This is a genomic window from Dietzia psychralcaliphila, assembly GCF_003096095.1.
GTDB lineage: Bacteria > Actinomycetota > Actinomycetes > Mycobacteriales > Mycobacteriaceae > Dietzia > Dietzia psychralcaliphila.
On sequence record NZ_CP015453.1, the window covers coordinates 32,960 to 49,064 of the forward strand.

Annotated in this window: 10 protein-coding genes and 1 tRNA gene; 4 read left to right on the forward strand and 7 right to left on the reverse strand. The window is 66.7% G+C overall.

Features of this window, described 5'->3' with window-relative positions:
* Window positions 1-117: 117 nt before the first annotated feature.
* The 7 genes from pknB to A6048_RS00195 form a co-directional block, all read right to left on the reverse strand.
* On the reverse strand, window positions 118-2,169 hold the full coding sequence (gene pknB / locus A6048_RS00165; protein WP_107747195.1) for a Stk1 family PASTA domain-containing Ser/Thr kinase: 2,052 nt from the start codon (window positions 2,167-2,169) through the stop codon (window positions 118-120).
* Window positions 2,166-3,707, reverse strand: coding sequence for a serine/threonine-protein kinase (locus tag A6048_RS00170; RefSeq protein ID WP_107747196.1), 1,542 nt, complete (start codon window positions 3,705-3,707; stop codon window positions 2,166-2,168). Before A6048_RS00170 ends, pknB begins: the two co-directional genes overlap by 4 nt.
* Window positions 3,704-5,176 (reverse strand): penicillin-binding transpeptidase domain-containing protein, encoded by a 1,473-nt coding sequence (locus A6048_RS00175; protein ID WP_107747197.1) that lies wholly within the window; start codon window positions 5,174-5,176, stop codon window positions 3,704-3,706. The genes A6048_RS00170 and A6048_RS00175 overlap by 4 nt, the downstream gene beginning before the upstream one ends.
* 7 nt (window positions 5,177-5,183) lie before the next feature.
* Window positions 5,184-6,632: an FtsW/RodA/SpoVE family cell cycle protein gene (locus A6048_RS00180; RefSeq protein ID WP_107747198.1), complete on the reverse strand. Its 1,449-nt coding sequence runs from the start codon at window positions 6,630-6,632 to the stop codon at window positions 5,184-5,186.
* A gap of 3 nt (window positions 6,633-6,635) precedes the next feature.
* A complete protein-coding gene (locus tag A6048_RS00185; protein WP_107747199.1) occupies window positions 6,636-8,153 on the reverse strand; it encodes a PP2C family protein-serine/threonine phosphatase in 1,518 nt (505 codons plus the stop codon).
* Complete coding sequence (locus tag A6048_RS00190; RefSeq protein ID WP_107747200.1) at window positions 8,150-8,608, reverse strand: FHA domain-containing protein FhaB/FipA; 459 nt, start codon at window positions 8,606-8,608, stop codon at window positions 8,150-8,152. The genes A6048_RS00185 and A6048_RS00190 overlap by 4 nt, the downstream gene beginning before the upstream one ends.
* Before the next feature lie 87 nt (window positions 8,609-8,695).
* Window positions 8,696-9,574: an FHA domain-containing protein gene (locus A6048_RS00195; RefSeq protein WP_107747288.1), complete on the reverse strand. Its 879-nt coding sequence runs from the start codon at window positions 9,572-9,574 to the stop codon at window positions 8,696-8,698.
* Window positions 9,575-9,762: 188 nt separating this feature from the next.
* On the opposite strand from A6048_RS00195, the gene A6048_RS00200 reads away from it, so the two are divergent.
* The 4 genes from A6048_RS00200 (at window position 9,763) to A6048_RS00215 (ending at window position 16,099) form a co-directional block, all read left to right on the forward strand.
* Window positions 9,763-9,848 (forward strand) — tRNA-Leu (locus A6048_RS00200).
* 199 nt (window positions 9,849-10,047) lie between these two features.
* A complete protein-coding gene (locus tag A6048_RS00205; protein WP_107747201.1) occupies window positions 10,048-11,598 on the forward strand; it encodes a type I restriction-modification system subunit M in 1,551 nt (516 codons plus the stop codon).
* The gene (locus tag A6048_RS00210) at window positions 11,595-12,785 is read left to right on the forward strand and encodes a restriction endonuclease subunit S (RefSeq protein ID WP_107747202.1); all 1,191 of its coding nucleotides are present in this window, start codon (window positions 11,595-11,597) and stop codon (window positions 12,783-12,785) included. Before A6048_RS00205 ends, A6048_RS00210 begins: the two co-directional genes overlap by 4 nt.
* Window positions 12,785-16,099 (forward strand): type I restriction endonuclease subunit R, encoded by a 3,315-nt coding sequence (locus A6048_RS00215; RefSeq protein ID WP_107747289.1) that lies wholly within the window; start codon window positions 12,785-12,787, stop codon window positions 16,097-16,099. Before A6048_RS00210 ends, A6048_RS00215 begins: the two co-directional genes overlap by 1 nt.
* Window positions 16,100-16,105: the final 6 nt, after the last annotated feature.

The window sequence follows — 16,105 nt, forward strand, 5'->3', positions numbered from 1 at the left end:
AGCCGGCCGCCCGGCGCGTGACCCGGCCGCCCGGCGCCCGCGTCGAGAAGAGCGTTACGCACAGTTCTACTCGGCCGATGCGTTCGGAACGCTCTTCTCGACGAAGGGGCGGTCCGCTCAGCCGGGGCCGGGTACGAGGCCGAAGCGGATCACACGCACCACGACCTGGTCGTTGACCCCGGCCTCGCCCACCGGCGGCTGCTGCGAGAAGATCTGGCCCACCCGGGTGAGGTCGGGGTCGTTCTGCGGCAGCTCGACCAGCTGTCCGCGGCCTCCCCGCCACCCGGCCCGCTCGAGCTCGCCCAGCGCCTCGGGCACCGTGTCACCCACGAGGTTGGGCATGAGGAACCGGTTGCCCGCGGAGACCTGCAGCGTGATGGTGGCGCCCTTGAGCTGGGTCTGCCCGGCAGGGGTCGACTGGTCCACCACCTCGCCCTCCGGTGCGGTGCCGTCGACCCTGCGGGTGTCCACCCGGAATCCGGCGCCCTCGAGGGTCGCCCGGGCCGCGTCCACGGACTGGCCCACCACCCCCGGCACCTGCAGCTGCTCGGGGCCCGAACCCACCGTCAGCCTGACGGGACGGTCGGACGGCACCTGCGAGCCCGGGGAGGGATCGGTGTCCACGACCTTGTCCTGGTCCTCGGCGGTGGAGGGTCGGACCTCGTTCTCCGGGACCACCTGGAACCCGGCCTCTTCCAGGGCCACGCGCGCGTCCGCCGGGGACATCCCCATGACGTTGGGCACGGAGAGGATGGGCTTCCCGGTGGACACCACCAGGCTGATCTCGGATCCCACGGGGAGGCGCTTTCCGGCGATCGGATCGGAGGCGACCACCAGGCCCTGGGGGACCCGCAGATCGGGCTGCGGGTTCTGGACCGGCTCGAGTCCCAGCGCGGTGAGCTCGTCGATCACCTCCTGGACGGGCCGCTGAGCGACCTCGGGGATGGTCACCTCCTGGACCTCGACGACGCCGCGGTCCCGGTCGGACGCCGCCCAGATCGACACTGCCGCGACGACACCGAGGACCAGCAGGACCGCGAGCGCGATCGTCACCGCGCGGGGCCGAGACCGGTCCTCTGCGCGGTGGCTGCTCCGGCGGGGCCCGTCGTCCGAGGCGCCACCGGAACCGGCGGCCGACCCCACGGCCGTCCCTGTGGCCGCCGCGGCGGCGAGTCCGGGCAGCGCGTGCGCCTCGGTCGGCGCCTCGGACGGCGGGATCCGGACCGCGCGGCCGGAACCGTAGCCCGCCCCGGCGAACCCGTGGGGGGCGTCGGGTCGTTGTCCGTCGTCGAGCTCGTCGTCGGAGAGCACGAGCGGCGCGGCCGGCCGGCCGCCGGTGAGGACGGCGAGCAGATCGGTGCGCATGTCCCCGGCGGTGTCGTACCGGTTCTCGGGGTTCTTGGCCATCGCCTGCATCACCACGGCGTCGACGTACCGGCCGACCTCCGGGTTGACCGTCGACGGGGGCTGCGGGGACTCGCGGACGTGCTGATACGCCACGGCCACGGGAGACTCCCCGGTGAACGGTGGGGCTCCGGCGACCATCTCGTACAACACGCAGCCGGCCGAGTACAGGTCCGACCGGGCGTCCACCGTCTCACCGCGGGCCTGCTCGGGACTGAGGTACTGGGCGGTGCCGAGCACCGAGGAGGTGTTGGTGAGGGTGGAGCTCGCGTCGCTGACCGCGCGCGCGATACCGAAGTCCATGACCTTGACGGCCCCGTCGCGCGAGATCATGATGTTCGCCGGCTTGACGTCGCGGTGGATGATCCCCTTCTTGTGGGAGAAGTCGAGGGCGCCGCAGACGTCGGCCATCACGCCGAGCGCGCGTTCCACCTCCATCGGACCGTCCATCTTGACGATGTCCCGGAGCGTGTCGCCCTCGACCACCTCCATGACGATGTACGGCAGCGCACCGTCCTCGGTGCGCTCCTCACCCGTGTCGTAGATCGCCACGATGGAGGGGTGGTTGAGCGACGCCGAGTTCTGGGCCTCTCGGCGGAATCGCTGGTAGAAGGTCTCGTCGCGGGCCAACTCCGGCCGCATGATCTTGACCGCCACGTCACGTCCGAGGACGGTGTCCCGGCCACGGTGGACCTCGGACATCCCTCCGAATCCGAGGACCTCGCCGATCTCGTACCGACCTGCCAGCAGTTGAGGTGTGGTCATCCGCCGTCACCTCCTCTGCCGTTGTTCGCGACTCCCCCCGCGTTCGGATTCGCGTTGCCACCCGAGTTGTCCCCGTCGCCGGCCTGACCCGGCGGTACGAAGGAGCTGAATTCGGAGGTCAACGAATCGAGCATGTCCTGCAGGTCGGGTGCGGGTGGCACGACGGTGGGGGACGGCGCCGGCTGTGGTGTCGGCGTGGGTTCAGGCGCGGGCGCGGGCGCGGGGGCCGGCGCCTGCGTCGTGGGAGTGGGCGGCTCGGAGGTCGTGGCCGAGGTCGACGGGGTGGTCCCGCCGAACAGGCCACCGGGGCCGAACACACCGGCGTTGGACAGCGCGATCGCGGCCGCGACGGCGAGTGCCGCCAACAGCACCACCACGATGAGGAACCAGCCGGCGCACCCCGCCCCGCCGCGCCGCCGGGGTGGCCGGGACGTGACCGGCGGTGCCGGGTGGCGACGCGCGGGTGTCTGGACGGGTGCCCGAGCGGTTCGGTACTGCGGTTGGCCCTGGGTCCGCGTGGTCGGTCCGGGCTGGAGCCGCGTGTACGCCCGGGTGGGGTCCGCACCCGGACGGCTACCGGGGCCCGGGGTCTCGTCGGGCAGAACGGTGGTGGCCGCCGTCGCGGCGCCCGCGCCCGCGGCCCCACCGAGCAGACCTCCGGCGGCGGCCGCGGTGATGAAGGCCCCGGGCGGTCTCGGGTCACGCCCGGCGCGCACGTCGGCCACCGCCTCGGCGAAGGCCTCGCCGTCCGGGTACCGGCGCCCCGGCTCCTTGACCATGGCGTCGGCGAGGAGCCTGCGCACCGGCGGCGGCACCGAGTCGGGCAACGGGGGCGGGGTGTCCCGCACGTGCATCATCGCCACGCTCACGGGCGAATCGGCCACGAACGGCCGACGCCCGGACACGCACTCGTACCCCACCACGCCGAGCGAGTAGACGTCGCCGGCAGGGGTGGTCTCGTGTCCCATGGCCTGCTCGGGAGCGATGTACTGCGCGGTGCCCACGACCATCCCGGCCTGGGTGACCGCCGCGGAGCCCATGGACTTGGCGATGCCGAAGTCGGTGAGCTTGACCTGGCCGGAGGGCGTGATGAGGATGTTGCCCGGCTTGACGTCCCGGTGCACCAGCCCGATCGCGTGGGCGGCGTTGAGTGCCCGTCCGGTCTGCTCCAGCATGTCGAGGGTGTGGCGCAGCGGCAGCGTCCCCTCGCGGGACAGGACGTCCGACAGCGGCTCGCCCACCACCAACTCCATGACCAGGTAGGACAGCGGACTGCCCGAGGCCGGGTCGTCGATCTGCCCGTAGTCGTAGACCGTCGCGATCCCCGGGTGCGAGATCCGCGCCGTCACCTTGGCCTCGGACCGGAACCGCTCCACGAACTCCTGGTCGGAGGAGAACTCGGACTTGAGCACCTTGACCGCCACGTGACGGTCGAGCACCGCGTCGTCGGCCTCCCACACCTGGCCCATCCCGCCTGTGGCGATCAGGCGCAGCAGGCGATACCGACCGGACAGCAGCGCTCCGGAATTGAGACTCATCCGCCGCCCCCGAGGAGGGCACCGAGGACCTCGCGGCCGATGGGCGCGGCGTAGGTGGAGCCCACCGTGTCGCGGGTGATGCCCGGCCCGGACTCGATCGCCACGGCCACGGCCACGTCCTGGCCGGGGACGAACGCGATGTACCAGGTGTAGGGGATGGATTCGTCGGCGTCCACGCCGTGCTCGGCGGTACCGGTCTTGGAGGCGATGGTCACCCCGGGCAGGCCGCCACCGGCGTTGCGCTCCGCGCCTTCCATGAGCTCGGTGAGGGTGCCGGCCTGGTCGTCGGTGAGGGCGCGGCCGGCGTCCTCGGGGGTGAACCCCTGGACCACGGACAGGTCCGGCGCTGTCAGTGACCGGATCAGCTGCGGCTGCATACGTACGCCACCGTTGGAGACGGTGGCGGCCACCATGGCGTTCTGCAGGGTGGTCATCCGGACGTCGCTCTGACCGATCGAGCTCATGGCGAGCTGCGCGGCGTCGTCCATCTGCCCGAGTCCGGACGGAGCCGCGGGGATCCCCAGCTCCTCCGGTTCGCTGCCGTCGACACCGAAGCGCTCCGCCATCTCGGTGAACGACTCGGAACCGATCTCCTGGCTGAGCTCCACGAAGGGCACGTTGCAGGAGAGTTCGAACGCGGTGCGGAGGGTGACAGTGCCGCCGCCGCAGGTCTGGCCGGCGTAGTTCTGCAGGTACGTGGAGGTGCCGGGTAGGAGGGTCCGGTCGGCGCCGGAGACCGGGGTATCGGGTCCCATGCCCGACTCGAGCGCGGCGGCCGTCGTGATGACCTTCATGGTGGAACCGGGCGGCAGGGACTGCTGGGTGGCGTGGTTGAGCAGCGGCCGGTCGGGGCTCTGCTCGATCCGTCCCATCTCCTGCGTCCGGACGGTCTGTTCCTGGCTGGACAGGGCGTTCGGATCGAAGGACGGGCTGGAGGCCAGTGCCAACACCTCACCGGTCGAGGGACGGACCGCGGCCACCGAACCCACGAAGGGGCCCTGACCCGCGCCCCGCTGCAGGGCTCCGTAGGCGACGTCCTGGGCCACCGGGTCGAGGGTGAGTTCCACCGAACCGCCCTGGGGGGTGCGTCCCGAGATCAGCCCGGAGATGCGTTGGGAGAGCAGGCGCGGGTCGGAACCGTTGAGGAAGGCGTCCTGGGACTGCTCGATGCCCGAGGTGGCGAACTGCAGGGAGTAGTACCCGATCGTCGGACCGAACGCGGTCGGGCTCGTGGGGTAGGTGCGCTCGAACTCGTACCTGCCCCCGGCGTGCACCGACATGGCCAGGACCCGGCCGCCGGCGGTGATCTGCCCGCGCTGGCGGGAGTACTCGTCGAGCAGCATGCGGGTGTTGCGGGGGTCGGCGCGCAGCTCGTCGGCGCGGAAGACCTGGACCCAGGTGAGCTGGAGCAGCAGCGCCACCACCATGACCATGGCGGCGATCGCGACCCTGCGGATGGCGGCGTTCATGCGGCGCTCACCCGGACTTCCGGACGCGGGACAGCAGAGGGGTCCGCATCATGCCCGTGGCGGCCTCGGCGAGCGCGGGCGCCTGACGCGGGGTGGGCAACGGCCGGCGCGCGTCGTTGGACAGCCGGAGCAGGATGGCCAGCAGGGCGTAGTTGGCGAGGAGGCTCGACCCGCCGTAGGCCATGAACGGCAGGGTGAGCCCGGTGAGCGGGATGAGGGTGGAGACCCCGCCGACCACCACGAACATCTGGATGGCCATGGTGAACGCCAGACCCACGGCGACGAGTTTGCCGAAGCTGTCCCGGATGGTCAGACCGACCCGGATCCCGCGCAGGACGATGATCGCGTAGATCATCAGCACGGCGGCCAGGCCGATCAGTCCCAGTTCCTCGCCGATGGTGGAGGTGATGAAGTCGGTGCCGGCGAACGGCACCTGATCGGGCCGCCCGTTGCCGAGCCCGGTGCCGCCCATGCCGCCGGAGGCGAGCCCGAACAGGGCCTGCGAACTCTGGTAGCCGCCGGTGTCGAAGTAGGCGAAGGGGTCCTGCCAGATCTGGAACCGCACCCGCACGTGCCCGAAGAGGGCGTAGGCCAGGACGCCACCGATGCCCACCAACACCACGCCGATGAGCAACCAGCTGACCCGCTCGGTGGCCACGTAGAGCATGGTCAGGACGGTGGCGAAGAGCAGGAGGGCCATGCCGAGGTCCGTGTTGAACACCAGCACGCCCAGGGACAGGAACCAGGCCACGATGATCGGCCCGAGGTCACGTCCGCGGGGCAGGTCCACCCCGAGGATCCGCCGACCGGCGCTGGTGAACAGCTCCCGCTTCTCGACCAGGATCGAGGCGAAGAAGACGATGAGCAGGATCTTGGCGAACTCACCCGGCTGGATGGTGAAGCCGGGCAGGATGATCCAGTTCTTGGCGCCGTTGATCTCGGAGAATCGGGCGGGCAGCACGGCCGGGATCGCCAACAACACCAGACCGGCGAAACCCATGGTGTAGCCGTACCGGGACAGCACCCGGTGGTCCCGGAGGAAGTACAACACCACCGCCATGAAAGCCAGACCGATCAGGGTCCACAGCAGCTGGCGGGTGACGTCCATGCCGGGCGGGTCGTTGCCGTTGGCGACGGCGCGCGCCGCGTACGCCAGGTCCAGGCGGTAGATCAGCACCAGGCCCAGGCCGTTGAGCAGGGCGACAGCCGGGAGCAGCACGGGGTCCGAGAAGGGGGCCAGCCACCGGATCAGCAGATGGGCCCCGCCGCAGAGGCCGAGGTAGGCGAGCGTGAGCCACAGCAGTGTGAGGCTGAGTTCCTGCTCCTGGGCCAACTGGACCAACAGCAGCGCGAACCCGACGATCACCGAGGCGGCGACCAACAGGACGAGCTCCTTGCCGCGGCGGGGCGGGGCCGGAGCCGCCGGCGTTCCGGTAGCGGATGCGGGGGCGGTCACCGGTCAGCTCACCGCCCGGCAGTCCACTCCCGGCACCGGGGCCGGGGTGGGACGTGGGGAAGGCTGAGGAGAGGGCTGCTCGGAGGAGGGCTGGGGGGAGGGCTGCTGGTTGGAGGGCTGGGGGGACGCGGTGGGTGACGACGGCGAGGTGATGGCCTCCGCCGGTTCCTCGCCGGCCTCCTCGGGTTCGCACGCCGGCAGCAGGTTGTCCTGCGCGAGGCGGGAGACCTGGGCGTTGGCGTCGGAGAGGCTGCCCGACGGCATCCCCGCGCGCACCGACTCGCGGGCCGGCTCGCGCAGGTCGCCGAGGGTGAAGACGTCGCAACCGGACGGGATCGCCTCCGGGTCGTGCAGCGTGAGCGTGCCGTCCGCCGTCAGACACGCCACCTGGCTGACCGAGGCGAGGGAGATGCCGAAGACCTCGCCGGAGATGCCCCGCTTGACCACCACCTGGCTGTCCTCTTCGGTGACGAAGTAGTTGCTCCGCACGAGGAGCGCGGACACGCCGACGATCCCCGCGATCAGCGCGAGCACCCCGACCACGCTCAGCGCGAAACGCCAGCGGGTGCCGCGCGGGGCGGCGGGGTCCACCTCGTCGTCGTGGGATTCGTCTCCGGTCCCGTTTGCGGTCCCGCCTCCGGCGCCGCCGGAGCCCGCCGCACCGGCGGCGGCCCCCTGCGAGGCGACCTGGGCGCGCGAGAACGCGGCGGCCCGGCCGGCGGCGGTGTCGGCGTGCACCGCGATCTCACCCGGCTCGTCGGTGGAGGCCGCGCCCACGACCACCGGCACGACCGTGCCCCCGCGGGGCGAGTCCACGACGTCGGCCACCACGACCGTGACGTTGTCGGGGCCACCGGAGCGCAGTGCCAGCTGCACCAGGCGTTCGGCGGCGGCGTCGGCGGACCCGGTACCGAGGGTCTCGGCGATGGTTTCGGTGCTCACCGGGTCGGACAGACCGTCCGAGCAGAGGAGGTAGCGGTCGCCCACCCGCGCCTGGCGGACGTTGGTGGTGGGCTCGACGGGCTCACCGGTGAGCGCCTTGAGGATGAGCGAGCGACGCGGGTGCACGTGCGCTTCCTCAGCGGTGAGCTCGCCACGGTCGACGAGCGACTGGACGAAGGTGTCGTCCTTGGTGATCTGCGTGAGGACGTCGTCGCGGAGCAGGTACGCGCGCGAATCACCCACGTGGAGCAGGCCCATGCGGCGGCCGTCGAACAGGAGGGCGGTGAGCGTGCAACCCATGCCGTCGGCCTCCGGATGCGCCTCGACGTGCGCGGCGATCGCCTGGTTGCCCTCGTGCATGGCCCGGCTGAGCGCACCGGCCAGGTCCGACCCCGGTTGGTCCTCGTCGAGCTTGGCCAGGGTCGCGACCATGATCTGGCTGGCCAACTCGCCCGCGGCGTGGCCCCCCATGCCGTCGGCCAGCACGAGGACCCGGGGCGCGGCGTACGCGGAGTCCTCGTTGTTGTCCCGCACCATCCCCGTGTGGGAGCGGGCGGCGTAACTGAGCGCGGGGGTCACGCGCGCAGCTCGATCACGGTCTTGCCGATCCGGATCGGCGTGCCGGCGGCCACCTTGACCGGGGTCGTCACCCGCGTCCTGTCCAGATAGGTGCCGTTGGTCGAACCGAGGTCCTCCAGGAACCAGTCCGGCCCGTGGGGCGACAGCCTGGCGTGTTGGTTGGATGCGTAGTCGTCGTCGATCACCAGGGTGCACGAGTCGGCCCGGCCGAGCAGGACCGGTTGTTCGGACAGCGTGATGCGGGTCCCGGCGAGGGCGCCCTGGGTGACGACGAGGTGGCGGATCGCCTTGGTTCCCCGGCCGAGGAATCCGCCACGGCGCTCACCCTGGCCGCCCGACCGCATCCCGACGTTGCCGAACACATCGGTCTTCAACGCCCGCAGGACGAGGTAGATGAACAGCCACAACAGCACCAGGAGGAGGCCACGCGAGAGTTGTAGGACGAGTCCCTGCACGAGTTCGGTCCTCCCCTCTCCGGTCAGGTCACCTCGGGCGACGTGTGATCGCCCCCGGAGGTTCCCGGGGGTCCATGCCTGTCGAGGCTAGTCGAACCGGACGGTTATCTCCGAGTGTCCGACGCGGATCACGTCGCCGTCCGCCAGCTGCCAGTCCTGAACGGGGCCCTCGTTGACCGTGGTCCCGTTGGTGGAGCCCAGGTCGGTCAGGACCGCCTCGCGGCCGTCGAACCGGATGTCCGCGTGCTGCCGGGACACCCCGGTGTCAGGGAGGCGGAAGGCCGCGTCCTGGCCGCGGCCGAGCAGGTTGGAGCCGCGCTGGAGGCGGAAGGTGCGCCCGGATCCGTCCTCGAGGTGCAGTGTCACGGTGAGCGAGGCCCGACCCTGGGTGATCTGCGTCGGGGCGTCGGACGGGCCACCCCAGCCGGTGTTCTGGCCTGCGGACCCGGACCGGGTGGCGACGGGGTAGTTGGAGGCGGGTGCCTGCATGGGGTTCTTCTCCTGACTGGCGCTCGGCGACGCGGGGGACGGCGAGGACGGAGCCGGATGGCCCGGTGCCGGTGCCGGCGCGGCGGCCGAGATGTGGAACGGGACGGCGTCGGGGTCCACGACCCCGTTGATCCGCATCTGCCCGGTGTGCAGGTCGTCGCGTTCGACGAAGGTGATGGTGACCGGGCCGTAGGTCTCCCAGCCCTGCTCCGCGATGTGGTCCGAGAGATGGCGGGAGAAGGTCTTGACGGCCAGGGCCTCGTCCTCCGTGAAGGACGCGTAGTCCGACCGGGCGAGGGTGATGGTGTAGCTGTTGGAGACCAGCAGGTGACCGTCGACCACCTTGAGGGAGGCCTCGGACTGCTTCCGCAGCTGCGCCTCCACCTCGGCCGCCACCACCTTGCCGCCGAAGAGACGGGCGAAGGCGTCCCCGACCGCGCCCTGGAGTGTGCGTTCGAACTTGCCGACGATTCCCACGAGCGCCTCCTCTTCCTGGTACGTGTCCGGACGTCCGGTCGCCGCGCGTGTCGGCGGCATCCGGTCGATCATAGAGGCGGGGGCGGCCCGAAGCACGCGTCCAGCGTCCCCGGAGCCCGGGTGGTCGGGCTCCACCAGCGGATTGGTACGGCTGGTGTGGCGCGTGTTAACGTATTCGGGCGTTACTCGGGCGAGTGGCGGAATGGCAGACGCGCTGGCTTCAGGTGCCAGTGTCCTTCGGGACGTGGGGGTTCAAGTCCCCCTTCGCCCACCACGAGCAGTTGGAGTCGAGAACTGCAGCGGCCGAAGCCGGGATTGTTCCTGGCTGAGGCCGCTTTTTTGTGTGCCGAAGGCTTGGCCGGGAGGTCGCGGGATCTCGGGGTCGATGTCCCCTGACGGGGCCGGAGGTATCGACTTCGTGGTAATCGCGGTTCGGGTCGGTGGGTTCCGCTGGGCGGCGTTAGTCTCGACTCATGAAGACTCCTGACCTCGCCAAGGTGCGGGCTATGTTGTGGTCCGCTGCCGACGAACTGCGAGCCAACTCAAAGCTGACGCCGGGCCAATACCGCGATCCAGTGCTAGGACTGGTGTTCCTTGCATACGCAGAGAACCGCTTCGAGGCGGTACGTGGCGAGGTCGAGGCGAAGGCCACCAAGCGCAACCCTGCAACAGCTGCGGACTTTAAGGCGAAGTCCGTGCTCTATGTGCCCGATGAGTCGCGCTTGTCTTACCTCGTCGAGTTGCCGGAGGGCGACGATATTGGCAAGGCCACCGATGAGGCAATCAAGGCTATTGAGGAAGCCAACCCAGAGCTCAAGGACATCTTGCCGCGTGGCTACCAGAAACTGGAACCCTCAACCCTGACCGAGTTGCTTCGGCTCTTCGCACCGCTACCTACACAGCTCGAAGGAGATGCCTTCGGCTTCGTCTACGAAGACTTCCTCTCCAACTTCGCAGCGCAGGAAGGCAAGGGCGGCGGCGAGTACTTCACTCCATACTCCATCGTCCGCCTTATTGTCGAGATCCTGGAACCGTTCCAAGGCCGCGTCTTTGACCCGGCGTGCGGGTCGGGCGGCATGTTCGTGCAGTGCGCAAAGTTCGTCGAACGCCACCATGAGTCGGCCAGCCGCAAGCTCTCAGTTTTCGGTGCGGAAAAGACTGAGGACACAATCCCGTTGGCGAAGATGAACCTGGCGCTTCACGGACTCTCAGGCGATATTCGCCAAGCCAACAGCTACTACGAAGATCCGCACAGCGCGGTCGGTGCCTTCGACTATGTGATGGCCAATCCGCCGTTCAACGTGGACAAGATCAAGAAGGATCAGCTGGCCGGCGATAAAAGGTTCCCATTTGGCCTGCCTAAAGCCGATAACGGCAACTTCCTGTGGATCCAACAATTTTACGCGGCACTCTCCCCACAAGGGAGGGCAGGCTTCGTCATGGCGAACTCGGCCGCAGACGCGGGCCACTCCGAGAAGGAGATCCGCAAGCAGTTGATCGAGTCCGGGACCGTAGATGTGATGATCTCCATCAGCCCCAATTTCTTCTACACCGTCACACTGCCAGTGACCCTGTGGTTCCTCGACAAGTCCAAGGCTGGGACTACGCGCGAGGACACCGTGCTGTTCCTCGACGCTCGGCACATCTACAACCAGATTGACCGCGCCCACCGCGACTTCACGCCAGACCAGATCGAGTTCTTGGCCAACATTGTGCGGCTCTACCGCGGCGAGGATATCGAGACCACTGACAGCAGCGAAACTCTGCTCAAGGAAAACTACCCTGACGGGAAATACGTTGACGTACCAGGTCTGTGCAGGGTCGCAACTCGTACCGAGATCGAGGCACAGGGCTGGAGCCTGAACCCTGGCCGTTACACCGGCACGGCAGCAGTCGACGAGAGCGACGTCGATTTTATCGGCGACCTTTCGGCGCTGTACGAGGAGTTCACGATGTTAAGTGACGAGGCAGACACTCTGCGTACGAAGGTCGATGCTGCTGTTCAAGGGATTCTTGAGGTATGAGCGAATGGCGTGACAAGGCAATCGGAGATCTCGGCACAGTGGTAACTGGCAGTACACCACCGTCTCGGCATCCGGACTGGTTTGGGAACGAAGTGCCGTTCGTGACCCCGAGCGACATGAACGAGGGTGACCGACGCCCGAGTCCGGGGAGGTGTCTTTCTCGCCTAGGACGAGTGGGGCTCAGGACTCGAATTGTTCCGGCGAATGCTGTCGCGTTCGTTTGCATTGGGGCCACCATCGGCAAGGTTTGTTTGCTTCCGACTGAGTCGGTAACGAACCAGCAGATCAACACAATCGTCCCGAACTCCGATACCGACAGCAGGTTTCTCTACTACCTACTTCGATACGCGGCCCAGGGGATTGCGCAGGGCGCCAGTGGGGCCGCAACACCGATTATCAATAAGTCGGTGTTCGCATCGGTTGTTGTGCGAGTGCCTGACCTGGCGACACAAATCGGGATCGGCCAAGTTCTAGGGTCGTTCGACGATTTGATCGAGAATAATCGGCGGCGGGTGGAGGTGTTGGAGGAGATGGCGCGGGCCATCTACCACGAGTGGTTCGTGAAGTTCCGCTATCCTGGCCACAGTGACGTACCCCTGATCGACTCCTCCCTCGGCCCAATACCCGAGGGATGGATGACCTCCCGACTTGGTGAAGTTGCCACATTCAAAGGTGGCAGCACGACCACGAAATCCGCTTATGTCGACGATGGATACCGTGCCTTCAGTGCAGCTGGCCAAGACGGCTATCTACCTACGTTCGAGGTGGAAGGTGATGGCGTGGTGTTGTCGGCTGTAGGTGCTCGTTGTGGACGAACATTCTGGGCATCTGGCAGGTGGTCGTCGATTGCTAATACAATCAAGATTCTGCCGAAAGATGCTTCGGGAATGGCAATCTGGCTTTATTTTGCGACCGCAAATCCAGCGATCTGGCCAAAACGTGGATCGGCTCAGCCATTCGTCTCCATCAATGATGCCCGCAACGTACCAGTTGTCGTTGCAAAAAAATCTAGTCACGAACTATTTGAATCGGTTGTGCGCCCGATATTTGATCAAGCACATGCGCTTCGAACGATGACCGTCGGTCTTATCGACATGCGAGATGTTCTCCTGCCCAGGCTCGTCACTGGGCAGATTGATGTGTCGACACTCAATCTTGACGCACTACTTGAGGGGGCGACGGCGTGATGATGGCCAAGGGGCCGGAGTACGTCTACGTCGAGAAGCCAAGCATGGAAGTGCTTGCCAAGCTTGGCTGGACGCCGGTCGACGCCTTCGCCGAAGTCCTTGGCGCGCAGGGCACTCTAGGTCGCGACTCTCAGCGCGACGTCGTACTCACTCACCGGCTGCGGTCAGCGATGCGCACTCTCAACCCCGAGCACGTGCCCCACGCTTCGATCGACGAAGCGATCGAGGTACTCACCAAGGACCGTTCGGTCATGAACCGAGTGCGCGCAAACCGTGAGGTCCACGACCTGCTGCGTGATGGATACCAGGCCGAATGGGTCGACGAGGCCGGCAACAAGCAGATCGAAAGACTCCAATACTTCGACCTGGATAACGCTTTAAGCAATGATCTGCTGGCTGTCCAGCAGATGTGGGTCAAGGGCAACCTCCACAGTCGCCGCCTGGATGTTGCGCTGTTTGTCAACGGAGTGCCGTTGGTGTTGATGGAGTTCAAGGAACCCAACGAGCCCGTCAAGTCGGCGTACGACAATAACCTGACCGACAACCGCGACACCATCCCTCAGCTGTTTATCCCGAACTGCTTTGTGCTGCTGTCCAACGGTGGAGAAGCCAAAATCGGGTCAACGTTCTCGCCGTGGGAGTTCTTCAATGACTGGAAGGTCGTCGACTCCCATGGCACACGCGGCGCTATCGCCTTGGAGACCGCTTTGCGCGGCACCTGTGATCCGGCGGTCCTGCTCGACCTGTTCGAAAACTTTGTCGCATACATGGAGCGTCCCGGCGGACTAATCAAGGTTTTGGCGCGCTCGCATCAGTACCTGGGGGTGAACGCCGCGATCGAAAATCTCCACCGTGCGCGGACAGAACACGACAAGCGGCTCGGGGTGTTCTGGCACACCCAGGGCTCGGGTAAGTCGCTGTCGATGCTGTGGTTCACGCAGAAGGTGCTGCGCCAGGTGCCGGGCAAGTGGACGTTTGTGATGGTCACCGACCGTAAGGAACTCGACACGCAGCTGCATGGAGAGTTCGCCGCGGCGGGCGCGATTTCGCCGGAGGCTCGAGTGCATGCGGATTCTGTCGCGCACTTGCGTGAGCTGCTAGCCGCTGATCACCGGTACGTGTTCACCCTGATTCAGAAATTCCAGCCGTCCAAGAGCCGAGGTGAGCGGCAGATGCCAATGCTCTCGGACCGTTCCGACGTCATCGTCATCACCGATGAGGCGCACCGCAGCCAGTACGACACGCTCGCCCTCAACATGCGCACTGCGCTGCCGAACGCCTCGATGATGGGTTTCACCGGTACCCCGTTGATCGCCGGTCAGGAACAGGCCACTCGTGAGCAGTTCGGCGATTACGTCAGCGTCTACAACTTCCGCGACGCCATCGAGGACGGCGCAACGGTTCCGCTGTACTACGAGAACCGGATCCCTGAGCTGCAGCTAATTAACGAGAGCTTCTCCGAAGAACTCGACGCGCTCCTGGAAGAGGCCGAGCTCGACGAGGACGCCGAGGGGCAACTGGCACGCGCCTTCGGCACCCAGTACACGCTCCTCACGCGCCCGGAGCGGTTAAAGACCCTCGCCAAGGATCTCGTCACGCATTTCGTGGGACGGGGATTTAGTGGCAAGGCGATGTACGTCGGACTCGACAAGGCCGCCGCCGTGCGCATGTATGACCTAGTCCAAAACGCCTGGGCGGAGCATTTGCACGAGTTGCAGGCCGAGCATGACGCGCTGCCGGAGTTGGAGCGGCCCTGGCTGGCGTCGCGGATCGAGTTGATGCGCACCACCGATATGGCGGTAGTGGTCTCGCAGAGCCAGAACGAACTCAAAATGCTCGACGACCAGGGCCTCGATATTCGGCCGCACCGTGAGCGGATGAATCGTGAAGATCTCGCCGAGAAGTTCAAGGACCCTGCCGATCCGCTGCGGCTGGTGTTCGTTTGTGCGATGTGGATGACCGGTTTCGATGCTCCGAGCGTGTCCACGATCTACCTGGATCGGCCGATGAAGAACCACACGCTGATGCAGACCATCGCCCGCGCTAACCGCGTATTCCCTGACAAGGACAACGGTCTGATTGTCGATTACGTCGGCGTCTTCCGGAACTTGGAAAACGCTCTCGCGATCTACGGTGCCGCGGAGGCCGGCGACTCTCCCATCGAGATCATCGATGCGCTCTCCGCCGAGTTGGATGCTGCCGTCACCGGGGTCTTCACCTTCTGCGGTTCTGTTGGTGCCGATCTTGCGGCTATGCGGGATGCGGAAGGCTTCGCCCACATCGCCAAAAGGGACGCCGTGGTGGAAGCGCTGCTCGTCGACGAGGATGTCCGGATCGATTTTCAGCAGAAGGCTGGACGGGTCCGCAAGCTCTTCAAGGCATTGCTGCCGAACCCGGACGCCGCCGCCCACCAACGCAATGTCGCCGCCATCCGAGTCGTCGCCGAACGCATCGCGGACGTCACCCGGCCAGCCGAAGCAGATATTGGCACAGTCGCTAATGCGGTCGACGCGCTGCTCGACCGATCCGTCGGTGCCGAGGAATACGTCATCCGAGCAGCCGCCGAGGGAACGAAACCTGATCCGCTGATCGACTTGTCGCAGATTGATTTCGAGGGTTTGGCCGCCAGACTCGCAGGTCGTAAGCGAGCGGAGACAGACCGGCTGGCGCAGCTCCTGCGCCAGAAGGCCATCGGGGCGGCTACCCGCAACCCGACCCGGTACGAGCTTGTGGAGCGTATTGAACAGCTCATCTCTGATTACAACGCCGGAAGCGTGAACATCGACGAGTACCTCAAACGCCTGATCCGCCTGTCGGAGACGTTGACTGAAGAAGAAGAGCGTTCGGTGCGAGAGGGCATGAGCGAAGCGGAGCTGGCGATCTTCGATCTGCTGACCCAGCCCGAACCCGAGCTGACCGACGAGGAGCGCGAGAAGGTCAAGGCAAGTGCTAAGAACCTCCTCAAGCACCTGCATGACCTGCTGGTGCAGGATTGGCGCCGCAAGGTCGACGTCAAGAACGACGTTGACAGCACAATTCGGAGAATTCTCGACGAGGGGTTGCCTGAGGAGCCGTACACAGTAGATGTCTTCTCCTCGAAAGTTCAGATGGTCTTCGATCACGTCCTAACGGCCTATGGCAACGACGGGGAGAGCGCTTACGACGCCTACCGCGAGCAAGCGCACCGTATAAAGGCGGATATTGCGTGGCCACTGGACGTGGACAAGCTCACTGACGACGTCGTTTCCCGTATCCACGACGACCCCGATTTTGCTGCGCATGTGGCAAGCGAACTCAGGGCCACTAACTCGTAGCCACCA

Bases quoted from the DNA above. Each gene is read 5' to 3' on its own strand.
- A6048_RS00215 (WP_107747289.1), top strand. From the start codon at position 12,785: ATGATGGCCAAGGGGCCGGAGTACGTCTACGTCGAGAAGCCAAGCATG.
- A6048_RS00170 (WP_107747196.1), bottom strand. From the start codon at position 3,707: ATGAGTCTCAATTCCGGAGCGCTGCTGTCCGGTCGGTATCGCCTGCTG.
- A6048_RS00210 (WP_107747202.1), top strand. From the start codon at position 11,595: ATGAGCGAATGGCGTGACAAGGCAATCGGAGATCTCGGCACAGTGGTA.
- A6048_RS00175 (WP_107747197.1), bottom strand. From the start codon at position 5,176: ATGAACGCCGCCATCCGCAGGGTCGCGATCGCCGCCATGGTCATGGTG.
- pknB (WP_107747195.1), bottom strand. From the start codon at position 2,169: ATGACCACACCTCAACTGCTGGCAGGTCGGTACGAGATCGGCGAGGTC.
- A6048_RS00205 (WP_107747201.1), top strand. From the start codon at position 10,048: ATGAAGACTCCTGACCTCGCCAAGGTGCGGGCTATGTTGTGGTCCGCT.